The organism is Leptolyngbya sp. GB1-A1 (assembly GCF_039962475.1).
Classification (GTDB): domain Bacteria; phylum Cyanobacteriota; class Cyanobacteriia; order Elainellales; family Elainellaceae; genus Leptolyngbya_A.
On sequence record NZ_JAMPLI010000027.1, the window covers coordinates 1 to 18,180 of the forward strand.

18 protein-coding genes and 1 rRNA gene are annotated in these 18,180 nt (G+C 48.7%); 3 read left to right on the forward strand and 16 right to left on the reverse strand.

The genetic code is table 11. From position 1 onward, the window contains the following. The 7 genes from NDI45_RS20775 to ureG all read right to left on the reverse strand — a co-directional run. A 16S ribosomal RNA gene (locus NDI45_RS20775) occupies nucleotides 1-113 on the reverse strand; the annotation flags it as partial. A 293-nt stretch (nucleotides 114-406) separates the two neighbouring features. Continuing rightward, a complete protein-coding gene (urtE, locus tag NDI45_RS20780; protein WP_348248592.1) occupies nucleotides 407-1,108 on the reverse strand; it encodes an urea ABC transporter ATP-binding subunit UrtE in 702 nt (233 codons plus the stop codon). 63 nt (nucleotides 1,109-1,171) lie between these two features. Further along, nucleotides 1,172-1,975, reverse strand: a complete 804-nt coding sequence (urtD, locus tag NDI45_RS20785) for an urea ABC transporter ATP-binding protein UrtD (protein ID WP_348248552.1) — start codon at nucleotides 1,973-1,975, stop codon at nucleotides 1,172-1,174. Then, on the reverse strand, nucleotides 1,950-3,122 hold the full coding sequence (gene urtC, locus NDI45_RS20790) for an urea ABC transporter permease subunit UrtC (protein WP_190789619.1): 1,173 nt from the start codon (nucleotides 3,120-3,122) through the stop codon (nucleotides 1,950-1,952). Before urtC ends, urtD begins: the two co-directional genes overlap by 26 nt. Nucleotides 3,123-3,153: 31 nt before the next feature. Continuing rightward, nucleotides 3,154-4,314, reverse strand: coding sequence for an urea ABC transporter permease subunit UrtB (gene urtB / locus NDI45_RS20795; RefSeq protein WP_190789620.1), 1,161 nt, complete (start codon nucleotides 4,312-4,314; stop codon nucleotides 3,154-3,156). Nucleotides 4,315-4,526: 212 nt separating this feature from the next. After that, on the reverse strand, nucleotides 4,527-5,867 hold the full coding sequence (gene urtA, locus NDI45_RS20800; protein WP_348248553.1) for an urea ABC transporter substrate-binding protein: 1,341 nt from the start codon (nucleotides 5,865-5,867) through the stop codon (nucleotides 4,527-4,529). A 479-nt stretch (nucleotides 5,868-6,346) separates the two neighbouring features. Next, entirely contained in the window at nucleotides 6,347-6,955 is a 609-nt protein-coding gene (ureG, locus tag NDI45_RS20805) for an urease accessory protein UreG (RefSeq protein ID WP_190793543.1), read from the reverse strand. 292 nt (nucleotides 6,956-7,247) lie between these two features. Here ureG and NDI45_RS20810 point away from each other — a divergent pair, with 292 nt between their 5' ends. After that, nucleotides 7,248-7,448 (forward strand): hypothetical protein, encoded by a 201-nt coding sequence (locus NDI45_RS20810; protein WP_348248554.1) that lies wholly within the window; start codon nucleotides 7,248-7,250, stop codon nucleotides 7,446-7,448. A 73-nt stretch (nucleotides 7,449-7,521) separates the two neighbouring features. Here NDI45_RS20810 and NDI45_RS20815 read toward each other — a convergent pair whose 3' ends face one another. From NDI45_RS20815 to NDI45_RS20830, 4 genes are all read right to left on the reverse strand, one after another. After that, complete coding sequence (locus tag NDI45_RS20815; protein ID WP_348248555.1) at nucleotides 7,522-8,220, reverse strand: microbial rhodopsin family protein; 699 nt, start codon at nucleotides 8,218-8,220, stop codon at nucleotides 7,522-7,524. A gap of 143 nt (nucleotides 8,221-8,363) precedes the next feature. Next, nucleotides 8,364-9,047 (reverse strand): urease accessory protein UreF, encoded by a 684-nt coding sequence (locus tag NDI45_RS20820; protein WP_348248556.1) that lies wholly within the window; start codon nucleotides 9,045-9,047, stop codon nucleotides 8,364-8,366. 35 nt (nucleotides 9,048-9,082) lie between these two features. Beyond that, nucleotides 9,083-9,580, reverse strand: coding sequence for an urease accessory protein UreE (ureE, locus tag NDI45_RS20825; protein WP_348248557.1), 498 nt, complete (start codon nucleotides 9,578-9,580; stop codon nucleotides 9,083-9,085). Between the two features lie 266 nt (nucleotides 9,581-9,846). Then, nucleotides 9,847-10,479: a glutathione S-transferase family protein gene (locus NDI45_RS20830; RefSeq protein ID WP_348248558.1), complete on the reverse strand. Its 633-nt coding sequence runs from the start codon at nucleotides 10,477-10,479 to the stop codon at nucleotides 9,847-9,849. A 376-nt stretch (nucleotides 10,480-10,855) separates the two neighbouring features. On the opposite strand from NDI45_RS20830, the gene NDI45_RS20835 reads away from it, so the two are divergent. Further along, complete coding sequence (locus tag NDI45_RS20835) at nucleotides 10,856-11,410, forward strand: nuclease-related domain-containing protein (protein ID WP_348248559.1); 555 nt, start codon at nucleotides 10,856-10,858, stop codon at nucleotides 11,408-11,410. Nucleotides 11,411-11,738: 328 nt separating this feature from the next. On the opposite strand, the gene NDI45_RS20840 is transcribed toward NDI45_RS20835, so the two are convergent. From NDI45_RS20840 to NDI45_RS20855, 4 genes are all read right to left on the reverse strand, one after another. After that, nucleotides 11,739-12,320 (reverse strand): hypothetical protein, encoded by a 582-nt coding sequence (locus tag NDI45_RS20840; RefSeq protein WP_348248560.1) that lies wholly within the window; start codon nucleotides 12,318-12,320, stop codon nucleotides 11,739-11,741. Nucleotides 12,321-12,447: 127 nt separating this feature from the next. Beyond that, nucleotides 12,448-13,539: a serine/threonine-protein kinase gene (locus NDI45_RS20845; protein WP_348248561.1), complete on the reverse strand. Its 1,092-nt coding sequence runs from the start codon at nucleotides 13,537-13,539 to the stop codon at nucleotides 12,448-12,450. 79 nt (nucleotides 13,540-13,618) lie between these two features. Beyond that, entirely contained in the window at nucleotides 13,619-14,362 is a 744-nt protein-coding gene (locus NDI45_RS20850) for a site-specific DNA-methyltransferase (protein WP_348248562.1), read from the reverse strand. Between the two features lie 361 nt (nucleotides 14,363-14,723). Next, the gene (locus NDI45_RS20855; protein WP_348248563.1) at nucleotides 14,724-14,942 is read right to left on the reverse strand and encodes a helix-turn-helix domain-containing protein; all 219 of its coding nucleotides are present in this window, start codon (nucleotides 14,940-14,942) and stop codon (nucleotides 14,724-14,726) included. A gap of 133 nt (nucleotides 14,943-15,075) precedes the next feature. Here NDI45_RS20855 and NDI45_RS20860 point away from each other — a divergent pair, with 133 nt between their 5' ends. Continuing rightward, nucleotides 15,076-15,276: a hypothetical protein gene (locus tag NDI45_RS20860; RefSeq protein ID WP_348248564.1), complete on the forward strand. Its 201-nt coding sequence runs from the start codon at nucleotides 15,076-15,078 to the stop codon at nucleotides 15,274-15,276. Nucleotides 15,277-15,494: 218 nt separating this feature from the next. Here the strand turns inward: NDI45_RS20860 and NDI45_RS20865 are convergent, their stop codons facing one another. After that, nucleotides 15,495-17,966 carry an ATP-dependent Clp protease ATP-binding subunit gene (locus NDI45_RS20865; protein ID WP_348248565.1) on the reverse strand — a complete coding sequence of 824 codons (2,472 nt, stop codon included), beginning with the start codon at nucleotides 17,964-17,966 and terminating at the stop codon, nucleotides 15,495-15,497. Nucleotides 17,967-18,180 lie beyond the last annotated feature (214 nt).

Sequence of the window (18,180 nt, forward strand, 5' to 3'; positions counted from 1 at the left end):
TCTCACGCGTTACTCACCCGTCCGCCACTAGATGCCGAAGCATCCCGTTCGACTTGCATGTGTTAAGCAGACCGCCAGCGTTCATCCTGAGCCAGGATCAAACTCTCCATGTTAAAGGTAGAACCTCAAACAAGTTTGTTTGTTAGCTCTCTGTAAGTTATCCGTTTAATTGCCTCAGTGAGTTTCCTCTTACTGAAACATCATTGCATTTACGGCTTAGTGATGTTATGCTGACTTTCAATCTATCTAATTGTCGAGGTTCTGGTCTCAGAAACGTCGCCTTAGCTCGTTCGCTTTGGCCTCGCTCCCTCCACCGCTTTATCAATATAACTAACCTACCTCCTCACTGTCAACCCATTTGGCTACTTTTTTGGAAAGTCCTGAGAGTGCTTGAGTAGTCTAAGGTTTAGACGGAGAGGAAGCGTTGAATTACTTCGTTGCTTAACTCTTTAGTTGAGCCTGAAGCAACGATGCCACCCTTCTGCATGGCGTAGTATGAGTCTGCTTGCTTGACGAAGTGAAGGTGTTGCTCGACTAGAAGGACTGAGATTCCTGTTGCAGCAACAATCTGGCGAATTGCTGCTTCGATGTCCAGGATGATGGAGGGTTGAATTCCCTCAGTGGGCTCGTCGAGTACTAAGAGTTTGGGTTTACCCATGATGGCGCGGGCGATCGCCAATTGCTGCTGCTGTCCACCGCTCAGGTCGCCTCCCATACGAGAGAGCATGGTTTTCAAAACTGGGAAGAGGGCAAAGATTTCTTCAGGAATTTCTTTGAGATTGCGGGATCTGTCCGATCGCGCCTCCAACCCCAACAACAGATTTTCCTTGACGCTTAAACGGGGAATAACCTCTCGCCCTTGAGGCACGTAACCAATTCCCATACGGGCACGACGATCGGGTGAGCAGTGGTTGATTAGTTGCCCCTCAAAAGAAATTGTGCCGCTGCGAGCGGGGAGAAGTCCCATAACGGTTTTGAGTAGGGTGGTTTTGCCTACACCATTGCGACCGATGAGGCAGACCATTTGACCCTGAGGGACACTGAGATCGACATTGCGGAGAATGTGGCTTTCGCCGTAGTAGACGTTCAAGCCGGAGACTTGCAGCATCAAAGGTTGAGCCGCGCTGCTAGATGAGGCGATCGAATCAGAGTAAGTCTGAGTCATTGCAGATTAGGGAGTCAAGGAAGGAGAGATTGAGAAGGCAGTCGCAGAAGGCAGGTCATCTTCGGATTCGATTTCCTGTCCCAGATAAACTTCGATTACACGCGGGTCGCTTTGCACTTGCTCAATGTTGCCTTCAAAGAGAACTGAGCCTTCGTGCAGCACCGTTACTTTGCGGGCAATCTGGCGAACGAACTCCATGTCGTGTTCAATCACGATAACGGAGTGGCTTTTGGAGAGTGCAACCAGCAGTTCGCCTGTACGATAGGTTTCCTCATCGGTGAGCCCTGCAACAGGTTCGTCTACTAGGAGCAGATCAGGGGACTGGGCAACCAGCATTCCAATTTCGAGCCACTGTTTTTCACCATGGGATAGGAGGTTTGCCTTCAGGTCTGCTTTGGCGGACAGTCCGATCGTCTCTAGCAATTCTTTGACCGTTTGCCGCTCCAGTGCAGGAGTACGTCTAAATAGAGTTTTGAAGACAGTTTTGCGAGGGTTGCAGGCTAGCTCCAGATTTTCGCGAGGGGTGAGGTTGAGATAGACTCTGGGCGTTTGGAACTTTCTTCCTACTCCCAACCGGGCAATCTTGTGTTCGGAATACGATCGCAGATTTCGCCCTTTGAATCGAACCTGCCCCTCAGTTGGCTTTACCTTCCCTGTGATGATGTCGAGGAAAGTAGTTTTACCTGCCCCATTTGGACCAATGATGACGCGCAGTTCCCCTGTATCCATTGAAAAGTTGAGGCGGTTGAGAGCCTTGAAGCCGTCAAAGCTTACCGTCAGGTTTTCAATCTCCAAAATTTTGGCGTTCATGTTCAACCTCTGGATCTTGCTCCAAGCTGGGATATGTTACGGAACGTTTGTGCTGACCGAACCACTGACGAAATAGATTCATGCCTTCGGTGCGTATCCAACCGACGACACCATTCGGGAGAACCATTACCACAATCAGGAACAAGCCGCCCTGAAAGAATAGCCAGATATCGGGGAACCGCTCACTGAGAAGACTTTTGGCGAAGTTAACGACGATCGCCCCCAAGATTGCCCCAATTAGCGTGGCACGCCCCCCGACTGCAACCCAAATCACCATTTCGATCGAAAAAGCAATATTCATCGAGTTGGGTGAAACAATCTCGCTTTGTAGCGTGTAAAACGCTCCTGCAACCCCTGCTAGCATCGCCGAGATCACAAAGACCAGAAGCTTGAAGGTTGTAGGATTGTAGCCTGTGAATCGGGCACGGCTTTCATCATCGCGGATTGCTATTAGCATTCGTCCAAATCTGCCACTCGTCAGCCAGCGGCAGAGAGCGTAGGCAATTACCAGGAAGAGGATAGTGAGAATATAGAAGGTATACCGAGTTTCCGGCGCATTGACCTTTGCACCTAGAAAGGTTTGAAAATCGGTTAGACCATTTGTGCCATTAAATAGTTTTTGCTGACCATTGAAGAAGTTGAAAAAGATAATGGTCATTGCCTGCGTCAGAATCGAGAAGTAGACTCCGCGAATCCGATTGCGAAAGAAGAGGTAGCCCAGAATTGCTGCCAGGATACCCGGAATAACTACCACTGCTAAGGCAGTAAAGCCGAATGAATAAAAGGGTTTCCAGAACCAGGGCAACTCGGTCACGCCATAAAGGGACATGAATTCAGGAAGCGGGCTGCTTGCCGTGGGTGGAATTTGCAGCTTTAAGTGCATCGCCAGCGCGTAGCCGCCGAGCGTAAAGAATACGCCGTGCCCCAAACTGAGCAATCCCGTGAATCCCCAAATTAGATCGATGCCCAGCGCAACGATCGCCAGTGCAAGGAAACGCCCCATCAAACTCAAACGAAAAACGGACAAAACCGCCGGAACTAGGAAGATCAGCAGCAGCACGACGACTGCTACGATTCCGGCTTCGATTAAAAGCGATCGCCGTTTTGTCCAATCAATTTTGTGTTGTTCAATCGCCTGTGCCGTCATTTTATTCTCCCAATGCTCCCTTGAAGGTCAGTTAAGCGTCCACCGTGCGTCCCTTCTGCGGAAACAAACCAGCAGGACGGTATTGCAAGAAAACGACGATCAGGAAAAAGACCATTACTTTTGCCATGCTGGTCGTTGCAAAGAAGGTGAAGAAGTCTGACAGAGGTTTGACAGGCGTGAGCAGCATTGCCAGCACCCCTGAACCCAGCACATAGTCTAAAACGCCCAGCACTAGCGCACCTGCGATCGTCCCTACCAATTTGCCAACGCCACCTACCACCACCACCATAAAGGTGTTCACAATATAGTTTTGTCCGGTGTTCGGACCGACTGATCCCAGTAAGCTGACTGCACAGCCCGCAATTCCAGCCAAACCAGATCCCAGTGCAAATGTGAGCGCATCAACCTTTTGGGTTGGAATTCCCAGACAAGCACTCATGTTGCGATTTTGGGTCACCGATCGAATTCGTAGACCCCAGGGCGTTTTTTGCAAGAACCAGTAAATGCCGAGCACGCAAACGATCGTCAGCGCCATAATGAACATGCGCGTGTAGGGAAGCTGGTAGTTACCGATAGGTAAACCGCCGAGCAGCCATTTGGGAGCCGTTACATCTACGTTTTGCGCTCCAAACCAAGGTTTGGTTATGGCGAGCTGGTAAGTTTGACTCAGCAGTGATCCAACTGCTCCAGTAATGCCAAGCGCGAGAGGAAGCAGAATCGCGATCGCCCCAGTCCGAATCCGTTGAAAATCAGGTCGTCGCTTCAAGAGCCAGAGTCCGCCAAAAAACAGCAGCGAAAACAGCAGCAGACCCACAATCATTACCCAGTTCACGCTACGGACAAACTGCTGCAAAATCAAACTCACACCCCAGGTTGCCAGCAGGGTTTCGAGTGGTCGCCCGTAGAGAAAGCGAATTACACCTCGCTCCAGCAATAGCCCCACCAAGGCCGCCACCAGAAATGCCATGATCAGGGCAACAAAAATATAGCCGCCTTGCCAGGGCTCGCCTAATGTCTTGAAGCCGTTTTGCACGACATAAGTGGTATAGGCACCCAGCATCATCAGTTCGCCATGCGCCATATTAATTACGCCCATCAAGCCAAAGACGATCGCCAGTCCCAGCGATGCCAGCAGCAAGATAGAGCCAATACTAAGACCGCTGAACAGTCCGTCAAGAATTCCTGTAAACAAGTGCTTACCTCCGGGTCGAGCGGACAAGGAACGTATATGAAATTAAATAGAGATGGAATCGAGCAGACATTGAACAGACAAGCATTGAATAGAAACAAGCATTGAACAGCCAATGATGGACTAGACAGAAAACCTCGATCGAAGCCGCAGGTCTGCCGTCTAAGTCCATGCTGGAGTTTTGCGCTTGAAGCTAACTTCGAGCTAGAGGAAATTTAGCTTGCCTTGAACTTGCCAGGATTATCAATATCCGTTCTCGTCCAGTCGCAGGTAAAGCCCTTGGTCTCAGCCACAAACTGGTTCCAGGGTACGGGATCAACAGGCTTCGGCGTCGAGAAAACGATTTCAAACAAGCCGTCATCGCGCACTTCACCGATGCGAACCGTCTTTGAGATGTGGTGGTTGGGAAACATCTTCACCGGACCCTCTGGCGCATCCATTTCCTGTCCAATTACGGCAGCCCGGATGGCTTTGAGATCGGTGGCAGTTCCGGCGGAGCCTGCCTTCTCAACCGCTTGCTTCCACAAGTTGACCGAGATATAGCCTGCTTCCATAGGGTCATTGGTCACGCGATCGCCGCCAAATTTCGCCTTAAACGCATCTACGTATGCTTTGTTCTCAGGGCTGTCAACGGTCATGAAATAGTTCCATGCAGCGAACTGTCCCTTGAGGAAATCTGTGCCGATCGCCTTCACTTCTTCCTCTGCAATACTGACTGACATGACCGGATACTTGTCTGCCGTCAAGCCTGCACCCTGAAGCTGCTTAAAGAAGGCAACGTTGCTGTCGCCGTTTAACGTGTTGTAGATTACGCCGCCGTTTGGAAGGGCTGTGCGAATTTTAGTAATAATCGGTGCAACTTCAGTGTTGCCAAGGGGGAGGTAGTCTTCACCCACCGTTCTGCCGCCCTTCGCCTGAAGCTGAGCCTTGATAATGGTGTTTGCAGTACGCGGGAACACATAGTCCGAGCCGACCAGGTAGAAGTCCTTGCCTTTGTTCTGCAACAGCCAGTCTACCGAAGGCTCAATTTGCTGGTTGGGTGCGGCTCCGGTGTAGAAGATATTCTTGGAACACTCCTGCCCTTCATACTGAACCGGATAGAACAGCATGTGATCCTTCTGCTCAAACACGGGCAGAACTGCTTTGCGGCTTGCAGAAGTCCAGCAGCCAAAGATTGCCACGACCTGATCTTCTTCGATCAGCTTGCGGGCTTTTTCAGCAAAGGTGGGCCAGTCAGAAGCTCCATCTTCCAGGACGGGCTGAATTTGTTTGCCCAATACGCCGCCGCTTGAATTGATTTGCTCGATCGCCAATTGCGTGGAATCAACCACGCTCTTTTCGCTGATTGCCATCGTGCCGCTCAGCGAGTGCAGAATACCAACCTTGATTGTGTCTCCACTGGCAGCTGCGGGAGATGCTGCGGTGGTTGCTGCGGGAGACTCTGCTGTTGAAGAAGTCGTCGTGCCAGAGTTTGCACAGGATTTGAGCAAAATGCTGGTTCCCAGCGCAGCAGAACCATAGACCAGAAATTTACGCCGACCAAATTGCCTTGACATGAATTCACCACTTCCTACTTCAGGAACAAAACACCACAGAGAGACATCACAAGAAACTCCAATAGTTTGTGATGTTATGTCTTTAGAGAGATAATAATTTGTATCAAGGGATACATAATTTTACTCCTTAGCCATTTGATATCCGTCGCAAAAGTCCTTTGCGTTCAAATAACAAACTTGGTGGATTGTGATAGTTCAGCCAATACCAGGCGTAGACTGCTGACAAGGCAAAGGGTAGGGCAATGCTTAGTCTGTCCTCCCCTCACGTTTTTCAACAACTTTTAATTGTTTCTTAAGTTTTATTTTGTTTCGCGTTGGGGATTTTATCCTTCCACTTGCCGAAGTTGCTTTTCTTCGGTTTGCTTGAGTCTATACAGCCTTATCCAGGCGATTGAAGTACAAAAAATGGGGTGTGAGGGCTGTGCTCCCCATACCTTACATGAGTGAAAAACGCTGTAAGCCTCGCGAAAATCAGTTCGTTATGCGACAGCTTTACCCAAGTGCAGCTCAATAAGATTGATTACGCTTTCAAGTCCCTGCCTTGCTTTGATATTGGTAAAGACAAACGGCTTGTCGCCTCGCATCTTGCGGGCATCGCGCTCCATTATGCCCAGGTCTGCGCCAACGAGCGGTGCAAGATCGATTTTGTTAATCACTAGCAAATCTGACTTCGTGATGCCGGGACCTCCCTTACGAGGAATCTTGTCCCCTGCTGCTACGTCGATCACATAAATCGTTAAATCGACTAACTCTGGGCTAAAAGTGGAAGCCAGGTTGTCGCCGCCACTTTCTACGAAGATGAGATCTAGATGACGAAACTGTCGTTCAAGCTGCTCGATCGCCACTAGATTAATCGACGCATCTTCTCGAATTGCCGTATGGGGACAGCCCCCTGTTTCAACGCCCACAATTCGATCGCGCTCCAGTGCCTCACTTCGCACCAGAAATTGAGCATCTTCCTGAGTGTAAATATCGTTGGTGACGACGGCGATACTGTATTGTTCTCGCAACAGCTTACAAAGCGCGTCTACCAGGGCAGTTTTTCCTGAGCCAACCGGTCCAGCAATTCCAACTCGCAGCGTGTGCATTGTGATTTCCTTAAACTCTTCCTGAGTTTCTTTTGCTTAAATCTTGCGATCGAAGCAGTTTCCCCAGCGGGACGATCGAAGCGAAGTCCAACTTCAGCAGTACAGCTTAAAGAAGACGGGTCAATTGGGCAAGTGTCCACCCTTCTGGAAAAACTTTCTCAGATTTGAGGAGAAAAAACTGCATTTTTCTTGTCTAAGGGAAGTGACGCTTGAAGAACCGTATCCGGGAAGCTAGCTCCTAACTCGGATTTACTGCTTTACTGCTGATATTGCCCCTTTAGGACAAGCAATTATGGAAACATTAGCTTATCTTCATCTTTCGCTCTGGTACGAAACCGCTTCGCGTCCATCTCAACGTGAGACACCGGAAACAAGTCAATCAAACAATGCAGAGCAGTCCTTGCTGAAAAAGCATGGATGTGTTGAACATAGTGCAGTGAATCAATGGCAACTGCTCCAGCCAGGCAACGCCGTGTATGTGCTGATGCCTTAAAAGCAAAAAGGATGAACCTGAGTTCACCCTTTCTTGAAGCTTGAAATTGAAAGATGGCTACCTGTTGCAGTCGCTAGGAGAGAACGCGCTCCAGTCGTGGTGCTTCGCCTGCCTGGTCGAGCTGCTTAAAGGAATTAAGTGCGAGAAAGCCAAAACCAACTTTGGCAACCAGATCAAGAATAGTGTAAGAAGCAGTTTCCACCGTGCTGCTGATTAAATTGAATCCTGTTCCGCCCAAGATCCAGATCACGGGGTAGATCAGCCACAGGATCAGATGTACGGTGATGAGTTTAGTGAAAACGCGACGCGATCGAGGATGTTTTGCATTTGCCTGCGATCGATATTGATTAAACAGCATGTAGAACATACCGATAAAAAATCCACAGCTCACGATGTACCAGATATAGTTGATGGGTTTAGGTGACATCGTCGCTACAAAGCCCGTAGCAATCATCAAAATATCTGCGCCAACCACTGCACCTGTGAATGCCAAACTGGTTCCGCCCAGATAAGTAACCGTAAGAATTTGCAATGGAGTTGAGAGAATCCAGGTGACGTATCTCACCCAATAGGTGGGACGATCGTAGACAATGCTCTGACCATGCCCTGTCCACATTGCAAGATACAAAACGGAAGCGATCGCCGCAATAAAAAAGTTAAGAGTAAAAAGAATACGCCATCGCTCATTCTGGGCATTGTGTGCGCCGAAGCCAAAGATCAATGCTCCCAGTGCCATCCCCAAACAGCCGATCGCAAACCAGATTTGATTCATATTTTCGATACTTTCCCTAGCCAAGTCTTTGTCTCTGATAGAAGAGACTCTAGACAGAAAATAAACGCAAAGCGTCTAACTGAGGAAGTATCTCGATCGCAGCAGAAAAAACAGTTCTCATTCTCAAAACTGCTCAGCTTCGCCTAGCTGCGAAAAAGACGAGAATATAGCGTTTCGTGATTCATACTGGCGATCGCCAAACCCCAGCTACAGCAGAACAGAGAATCTGCTGAACTTTGGATAACGTCTTGAGTGGTTGATTCAATTGCTGGATACAAATCAAGCAGCAGCTTTTGTCCCTGCGTTTGTCCGAGTGGAATAAGCCGAACTCCAGCGTTGACTAGATTTGCGCTCCAGCTTTGGAGGTAGCCCAATACAGCAGAAAAGGCATCAATTTGCCAGTGGGCAGCGGCGATCGAAAACGCAGTTACAAAGTGATGGGGTTCTTTGATTTCAGCTAAAACTTCCCGAAGTTGGGGATCAAGGTCGATCAGCAGGCGCGTAAGCGATCGTCCCATCTGCCAGCTTTGTTCGCGCAATTCTTCCGTTTCCCGAAACGCAGAAAGCCACTGATTCCAGTCGTTGAGCTGCTGGAGATCCTGCTGTTTCGCGCATTCATACATTTGATAAAGCACTGCACTTTCTATCCGCACCGCGCCATACTGCAATTCCTGCATGAGCCACGGTTGAAGCGTCGCTGCTCCTGTAATTTTTTCAGCCTGCACCAGCGTTTCTAGCCCTTCAGAATAGCTAAATGCGCCTACAGGCAAAGCAGGACTCACAAGCTGCAACAATCGCAGCAAAGGTTGAGATGAATGGGTGAACATAGTGTTGAAGCAAGAGGGGAAGGAAAAAAGCAAAATCAGTGGGAATGAGCAGCCTGATGAGTGTGATGGGCAGCGTGATGTCCAGACTCTTGAGTATATGCGCCTGCCTCAGGCTGAAAGGGAACGACTTCCTCGGTGATATGCAGCCCCATACGCTGAATCAAATCTTTGAGGACGGGATCAGGGGCAAGACGCAGATAAGTTTCCGTCACCTCAAGCGCGATGTGTCGATTTCCCAGATGATAAGCAGCCCGCAGCAGTTCTAGAGGCATATGCGCCCGCACGGTCATTACAGGCTCAGGCTTTGCAATAACCTGCACGATCGTCTCACCGTCTTCAGAGTAAAGCAGATCCCCGTTTTGCAGCACCGTTCCTCTAGCGAGCCGCAGATAAACGCCTTCGCCTTCTAGAGTTTGGAAATAGTAGCGCGATCGCGTTCGCTCTTCCGCAGTTAAGCTCAACATTAATTGAGGGACAGAAGAAGAAATAGCCTGAGACTCTTTAGAAATGCGGTGCGTCAAAACGATCGACATAGATTTGAGAATCGGAAATGTGCCAGGTTTGAGCCTGATTAGAGGATATTTGAGAAGTCTCAGGGCTCCTGCACTGCCCCCCAAATCCCCCATAAATGAGGGACTTTGAAATCAGCAGAATGCCCTTTCCCTACTACGGTATCTCTGATTCGATCGACTGTTGCTTACAGCAAGGTTAAGAATCATCAGACACGATCGCAAACCTTCTTTAAAGTTCAAAGTCCCCCAAAATTAGAGGATTTAGGGGGCTGCAAAACCTTTCAGACCTATCCACAAACCTTCTGCACTAACGGAAGCTGACTAACCTTCTGCCACCAGTCCTTCAGCTTCGGAGTCTGAGCCGTCACTGTATCAAATTCAGGCGTGTTCGCAAAATAAACGAAAACTGGGATCAGTTGAAAATCAGCCAAAGTGAGTTCACTACCCATGAGATAGGGGCTACAAATCGCAATTGATTCGATCGCCTCCATTGCTTTCTTCGCAGGATCGATTCCCCCTTTCACCACCTCCTCATCCGTTTTGCCGCCCTGACTTGGCACAATGACCCGCTGAATGACGATCGATCGAATAGTTGGTCCATACAAATAGCTATCCACAATCGCCATGATTTGCCGCATTTTCGCCTTCTGGAGAAGATCAGACGGGCTAAATTTGCCGTTCGCGACAGCTTCATCGAGATATTCATTGATCGCGACTGTTTCGTACAGCGCAGTTCCGTCTATATCGAGTGTTGGAACTTTACCAAAAGGATTTTTCGCCAGGTATTCAGCCGCAGTGTTTTGACCGTCAAAAATTCCGACTTCCTTCAGGTCATAGTTCGCGCCTGCCTCTTCCAGCAAAAGCCGAACCGCACGAACATAAACACTAATCGGAGTTCCGTAAAGCGTGAGGGTTGCCATTATTAATCTCCAAGCGAATCACGATCCCATTTTTGGGATACAGCTTATCGCAAGCTACTTGCTACAGTTTGTATAAACCTCTGCCGAAAGACTTGTTGTGAGAAACGTGAAACCATCAAAAAAGCCCTGGAATCGACTGTAGGCGATCGACTACACCTGAAATAAACTGCGGCAATTGCTCATTCATACTGGGCACTCTATATCAGTTTCACTCAATGCCAATCCAATGCCGCAATTCCAACGAGGAGCTGGACAAAATGTCCGCCAGCTTGCAATCAGAAGAAGGATTAAGGCGATCGCTTCCTTTTCCTCAGCCGCTTTAGCCATTGCCTTTCCATTTCTTCTGGAGAGGCTTTTCGAAAATTTCCTGAAACAGATGTCCGCTCTGAATCCTGCTCAGACTCAGCCCTCGCTAAATCTGCCACCTGCCCTTTACGCTCTCCTTATTGTGATCGCAATAGGCTCAACGGCAAACGGAATCTATCTGTGGAAGCGTGCTAATCATGCTGACCAGGGGGCGAAAGGCGAGGAAGACGTGGCTCAAGCGATGCTTCCACTCCAGCAGGCAGGCTGGCAGATTGAATACGGAATGCATTTAGGAAATCGACTAGGAGATGCTGACATCGTTTGCATTTCTCCTCAAAAAAAAGCTTTTGTCATTGATGTCAAATCGCATCGCGGCACAGTCATCACGGACGGAAAACAGCTACAACGTCAGATGGGAAAAACAACTTACCCGTTCGAGAAAGATTTCCTGACACAGGCGACGAAGCAGGCTTTGCAGGTTAGGAAGCAAAAGAACCTGAGTTATATAACCGCGATCGTGGCTTTCTCAAATGCAAGAGTTTCAATGCAATCGAACAAAATCCAAAAAGTTTATGTAGTCGAAAAATCGGAACTCATCCCTTTACTAAAAACGCTGAATAAATGATGGCTCGATCGCTAAAGGTATTGATAACGCTTGGGTTTAACTTTGTTTTGATAGTAACAAATAAAATGCTGGCAGGTTCGAGGTTAGCATTGCTCGAAGGAAGTAGGGTCGATCGCTTCCTTATCGCTGAATAACGTTTCACTTGAGCGGCTGAAATCACCTTTGCATTTGCACCAAGATGTTTTGAAAGTCCACTCCAATCGTATAGTTAGGCGGCGATTACAGATTAAAGAGGAACCAGTCACAACCCTAAGCGAAAGGCTGCTGAGTTTTCCAGCATCAGCCCAACCTAAGATAATAGGCAATCACAATATGGATAAATTTGTCTTTAATTTCTATCGGATTGAAGGAGTTCACTGATTGTCTCTGTATATTTTTTAAACTCCTCATTTTCGACAGACTTACTAGGAATATGCAAATCAGCCCTGAGGCTATGCTTAAACCAATGTGCCTGTCCTGCTAGTTCTTCAAATGTCATCTTATTCTTTTTAAAGGCACCACAGCAACGACGCAGGCTTGTGAGGTGTGTTCGCGACTCTTCTGACATTAATAAACCCACACTGTCATAGGCAATGTTAGTCAGATCATCAGCCATTTTTTGTACAGATTCTACTGCATCTTGATGGGAATTTTTAGCCAATTGATCTCCTCCCAACCTCCGCCATTCGTATCTTGCTGTTATTTTTAATAAAGGCCAAACTGAAGCATATTCCCTAAGTCTAGCTTCGTATAATTTTATTGATGTCTCCTGAAATATCGCTTGAGTAATTCCTCTTTCTACTGCTCGTTCCCATTGTCTTCTATCATCCTTTAACTTGCGGCGTTGGATATCTAGCTGTAATGCATTAATTAAAGTTCCTGAAATTGAAACTATGAGCGCAACAACTGCTGTAACAAGTTCAATCTTCATTTGCTTTTGCAATAGCTGAATATTCTGTCTAATAACTTGGAGTGGAATTCCGGATCATGATAGGGAGTAGCTTCATTCGCCTGCAATATATGCTAACTAAATGCCCAATCTTGAGATCGTTTATTTGTCACTCTATTGAGTATGCTCTCTGAATTGTCTCCTGAATATCTATAAGACTTGGACGTTCAGTTGGGCTGTATTTGACCATATTTGCCAGTAGCTCGGCAACGCCAGACCTTAGGTTAGGAATTTGGTATCTTCCGGCAGCAATTGCGTGAGGACTTGGCAGTTCACCCGTGAGCAGTTCTATCCAAGTAACGCCCAAGGCGTATATATCTGACGCCTTGACTGCATTGTGTGGTGACTCTTGCTGCTCTGGAGCCATGTAGAACCAGGAACCAAGCTGCATTGATTCCTGAGTAATAGTCCCTCCTTTCGTGAAAGTAGGGTCAAAGTCGCTCCACTTAACGATACCGAGATCTCCAAGTTTGATCGCATTAGGAAACTCTAAGAGGTTTGCTGGTTTGATATCTCGATGAGGACATTCCTTCGAATGTAGGAAACCAAGACCAATGACAGCATCCAGTATTATTTCGGCAGCTTCTTCCTCAGGAATAGAATCACTAGTTCGAAGTTGGTCAGCGATAGAGCGCTCCGCTAGCTCCATAATTAAGAACGGGTTTTGTTCAATTTCTCCTATGTCGATGTACTTGACGATGTTAGGGTGATTAAGCTCGCGACCATTTTGTACCTCACGCCTAAACCGTTCTCGTACATTCGGAAGCTTGGAGTCTTGCAGTAGGTCTCGTCGCGGAAGCATTACCTTAGCAGCCACAAGTGTGACTTCCGGTGACTGCGTTCGAGCAGACCAAACGCGTCCTACCGCTCCATTCCCTAATGGCTCGACGAGTTCGTATTTGTTACCTTTCTCACCCTGAAGTTGATCACCTGAGGAGAGGTTAATCTGCCGCGGTGCGCTCTGAGTGAATGTCTCGTTGAAGAAAGTTTCTGTGATCTCATCTCCATCTAGAAGAACCTTGAGATGCCGGTTTTCAAGTTTTTGTAGAAAAGGAGCAATCTTGTTCTTGTTGATGTAGGTTCTAAGAGACCCATCACTCCAGTCGGCGGCTTCCATTACCTCTTCGTAGCTTACAATTGCTCCCGCAGACTGTTGTTTGAGCCATTCAAATAGCTTCTTTGCCCCTCTTGACAGTGCCATGATTGTCCTGCTCCTCGTGCCTATCAGAACTTTGCGTAAACATGAATAATAGTGCCTTTCGAAAGTTTGAGCCGAGCCTTCAGATTGAGAGGTCAAGTTGTGCCGTTTCGGACACTGACGTTGGCTGCGGCCAGAGAGTAGATACGAAGTCAACTTGCAGATCTTGAAGCCGCTCGCGAGTTACTTTTAGAGCCTCTGTACCAATATCGTTGCCGATAAAGTGACGACCAAGTTTCACCGAAGCGATGCCCGTCGAGCCAGAACCCATAAAGGGGTCGATAACGACCTCATTTGGCTTTGTACTTTGTCTTATAAGAACTTCTGAGACCTCAGCAGGCTTTTCAGTTGGATATCCACGGTAAATCCGAGGTACTTGAATGATGTCAGGAACACCAAGATCGTTGAGTTTCCTTTTACCCTTCTCGAAGAACAGTATGAATTCATATCGAGCACGATAGTGGTACCCCATTCCAATCTTTACCTTGTCCCAAACGAGTGGCTTCCAAAAGCGAAATCCTACGGACTCTGCAATAGGTTTTGCTACGAACATTGTTTCATTGTCACAATAAAGGTAGAAATGAGAATTCTTCTTCAATACCCGATACAACTCAACGAATAACTCGTGGAACCGATCGTTAGGAAAGATCTCAAACCAATCATTACTAGACGCCTTGCTGTGTTTAAGACGTGTAGTAGTACCTATGGCACGATGCTTTTCTAATGACTCATAGGGGGGATCGGTCACAATAAGGTCAACTGACGCATCCGGCAACTCACGCAGCCAGCAAACTGCATCACCTTGATGGAGTACTGCTTTAACCATGTAGCTATAGTACACCTTAACTCCTTGGACACTCGCAACCTTTTAGATGAGAAAGGCACGGATGGAGCTTTAGATCCGGATAACAATTAATTAGACTGAATCTTTTGCCTAAAATCCCGATTTGGCGATATAAACAGAAATAGTTCCGCCTAAGATCTCGATTTGGCTGTTTAGGCAGGAAAATTCAGTATAACTACCTTTTTTGAGGCTTGTCAGTTCTGCCTAAAATTACCCGTAAGCAATACGGGTCAATCAGGAAGAATGTATGGAGCCTCAGCCCCAAAGCTGCTGGATCAGGAAGCCCCCAAAAAACGGTAGCCCGATCGCCTAATAACTCCACAGTTCAAATCAGCGATCGCCCTCATCCTTCCTCATCCGGTAGATACTCAATCAAATCAGACGGGGTACAGTCCAGAAACTTACAGAGGGCATTCAGCGTTTCGCCGCCAATTTGCGGTAGGGTGTCCTGATTTTTTATTCGTGAGATTGCATTAGGATGAACGCCCATCAGGTCGGCTAACCGCTTATTCGTCATGCGTTGCCGAGCCATGATTTCCCTTAGTCGCCATCTAATCGTCAAAAGAAATCCCTAAAAGTGTCGATCTAAACACTTAGAGTGTGTGATATGATTTTGAATAGCTAAAAACCAGTGCGTCCCCTGAGAAGTTCTGCACTGGCTCAAGCTCCATTGTTCATTTAGGAGACAACCTATTATGACTTATAGCGATCGCTTACGGAAGCGGTGGGCTGTCGTGCGCCTTTTACCTCAGATGCGGCGAGTTGACGTGGGCTGGTTTTATCACTACTCCGATGCAGACGGCTACGCCAAGATTCTGCGTCGTCTCGATCCGGGAAGCAAATTTGAAGTGGTGTTTGATGCCTCAGCAGTAGAGCAGCAGAGCAGAATTGTCTAAAGCCAAGAGTTTCAAAGTCCCCCAATTCTGGGGGATTTAGGGGGCATCAGGGATTGCAAGACATCACTAGAAACCTGCGTGTACACAGTAGCAGACTTGAAAGAAGGGGTTGGGAAATGAAGGCTGCCTTTCCCTCACAAATATCCCCACTAAAAAAACGGTAGCCCGATCGCCTGACCGAACTACCGTCCTTCAATTCAATTCTCGAAACTCAGCGATTATTCAACGGCTTGAGGCAACAGTTCGCGCTTCTCGCCCTGACGAACCTGCACCTGTCCGTCTTCGCTGATGTCCACTACTGCGGTGTCGCCGCCCTTGACCCGACCGGACAGAATTTCTTCTGCCAGCGAGTCTTCCAGCAGGCGCATGATTGCCCGACGTAGCGGACGTGCCCCATAGCTGGGGTTGTAGCCCTCTTCGATCAGACGCTCCATGAAGCGTTCGGTCACTTCGAGGGTAATGCCCTGCTCGGTGAGGCGACCCGTAACTTCCTTCAGCAGAATATTGGCAATCTGCTTGATTTCCTCTTTCTTGAGCTGACGGAAGACGATAATTTCATCCAGACGGTTCAAGAACTCAGGACGGAAGTACTGCTTCAGTTCTTCGTTCACCAGCGATCGAATGCGGTTGTAGTTCGCTTCGTCCTGGCTTTCCGAAGTAAAGTCGAAGCCGAGACCGCCGCCGCCCTTCTCAATCACCTTAGAACCTATGTTCGAGGTCATGATCAGCAGCGTGTTCTTGAAGTCTACTGTGCGTCCTTTCGCATCGGTCAGGCGACCGTCTTCCAGGATTTGCAGCAGCATGTTGAACACATCCGGGTGCGCTTTCTCGATCTCGTCAAACAGAACGACGGTGTAGGGACGACGACGCACAGCCTCAGTCAATTGACCGCCTTCGTTATAGCCCACGTAGCCTGGAGGCGAACCAATCAGCTTAGAAACGGTGTGCCGCTCCATGTACTCCGACATATCCAGACGGATCATCGCTTCTTCAGAGCCGAAGAAGTAGGAAGCCAGCGTCTTCGCAAGTTCAGTTTTACCTACCCCAGTTGGACCCGAGAAGATAAAGCTTGCGATCGGACGGTTGGGATTCTTCAGACCCACACGGGCACGACGGATAGCGCGAGAAATTGCCTTGACTGCCTCTTCCTGACCAACCATGCGCGTATGCAGGGTGTCTTCCATGTGCAGCAGCTTCTCGGATTCAGATTCCGTCAGCTTATTCACCGGAACACCCGTCCAGGAAGCAACAATGTGAGCGATATCCTCTTCATCCACAACCGGTGAATCATCACCTTCAGTGGAATCAGTCTTGCGGTTCTGAGCGATCGAGCGAATTTGCGCCTTAATTTCCATTTCCCGATCGCGCAGTTCGCCTGCCCGGTCAAAGTCCTGAGAACGCACCGCATCGTCTTTTTCTTTCAGAACTTGGCGCAGTTCTTTGTCGAGTTCCTTCGCGGCCGGGGGCAGCTGGGAGTTGATCAAACGAACGCGAGAGCCTGCCTCATCAATCAGGTCGATCGCCTTGTCCGGCAGATAGCGATCGGAGATGTAGCGGTCAGACAGCTTCGCGGCAGCTTCGAGGGCCAGGTCAGAAATTTTCAGCTTGTGGTGCTGCTCGTAGCGATCGCGCAGACCGTGAAGAATTTCAATCGTTTCATCAACCGTCGGTTCACCCACCATGACAGGCTGGAAACGGCGTTCCAGGGCAGCGTCCCGCTCGATGTGCTTGCGGTATTCGTCCAGCGTCGTCGCACCAATACACTGGAGTTCGCCCCGTGCCAAAGCAGGCTTCAGAATGTTGGCAGCATCGATCGCCCCTTCGGCTGCACCTGCTCCAATCAGGGTATGAACCTCGTCGATCACCAGGATGACGTTACCCGCTTGGCGGATCTCATCCATAATTTTCTTAAGACGTTCCTCAAATTCACCCCGATACTTGGTTCCTGCTACCAGCAAACCGATGTCTAGCGTGACGACACGCTTCTCTTCGAGGATATCGGGGATATCGTTGTTGGAAATGCGCTGTGCCAGACCTTCTGCAATCGCCGTTTTACCTACACCGGGTTCTCCAATCAACACCGGGTTATTTTTGGTACGACGACCGAGGATCTGAATCACGCGCTCGATTTCTTTCTGGCGACCGACCACGGGATCGAGCTTGCCTTCGGCTGCCATTTGGGTCAGGTTGGAACCAAACTCGTCCAGGGTGGGAGTCTTGGTGCGTCCTTGACTTCCTCCGGCAGACACTTCGGCGGTTTCGCCCAGCATTCGAATGACTTGCGTCCGAACCTTGGACAAGTCAACGCCAAGGTTTTCCAGCACTCGTGCAGCAACCCCTTCGCCCTCGCGGATGAGTCCCAGCAGCAGATGCTCTGTACCAATGTAGTTGTGTCCAAGCTGGCGAGCTTCCTCAAGCGATAGCTCTAGAACCCGCTTAGCGCGAGGCGTGAAGGGAATCTCAACTGCGACGAAGCCGGAACCTCGACCAATGATTTTTTCAACTTCAATCCGGGCATCTTTAAGATTGACACCCATAGATTTCAGCACTTTGGCGGCGACGCCGGTCCCTTCTCCAATCAGACCCAGGAGGATCTGCTCTGTACCCACGAAGTTATGTCCCAGGCGACGGGCTTCTTCCTGGGCAAGCATAATCACCTTAATGGCTTTTTCTGTGAAGCGTTCAAACATGGCGTTCCTTTATCACCTGGTGCGTGCCGGTACGCTGATTTTAGCATAGGAAAATTCTCAAGCTGTCACTGATGAACAGCTCGTCCAAGGTAGGGATCTCCGAATCAAGCGGGCTGCTGATCCCCTGAAATCCTGATGGGTTAGCCGATGAAGAGAGAAAACTAAGAAGCTACCTCCAAAGGGGGATTTTTATTAAAAACAGCATCAAAAGTCA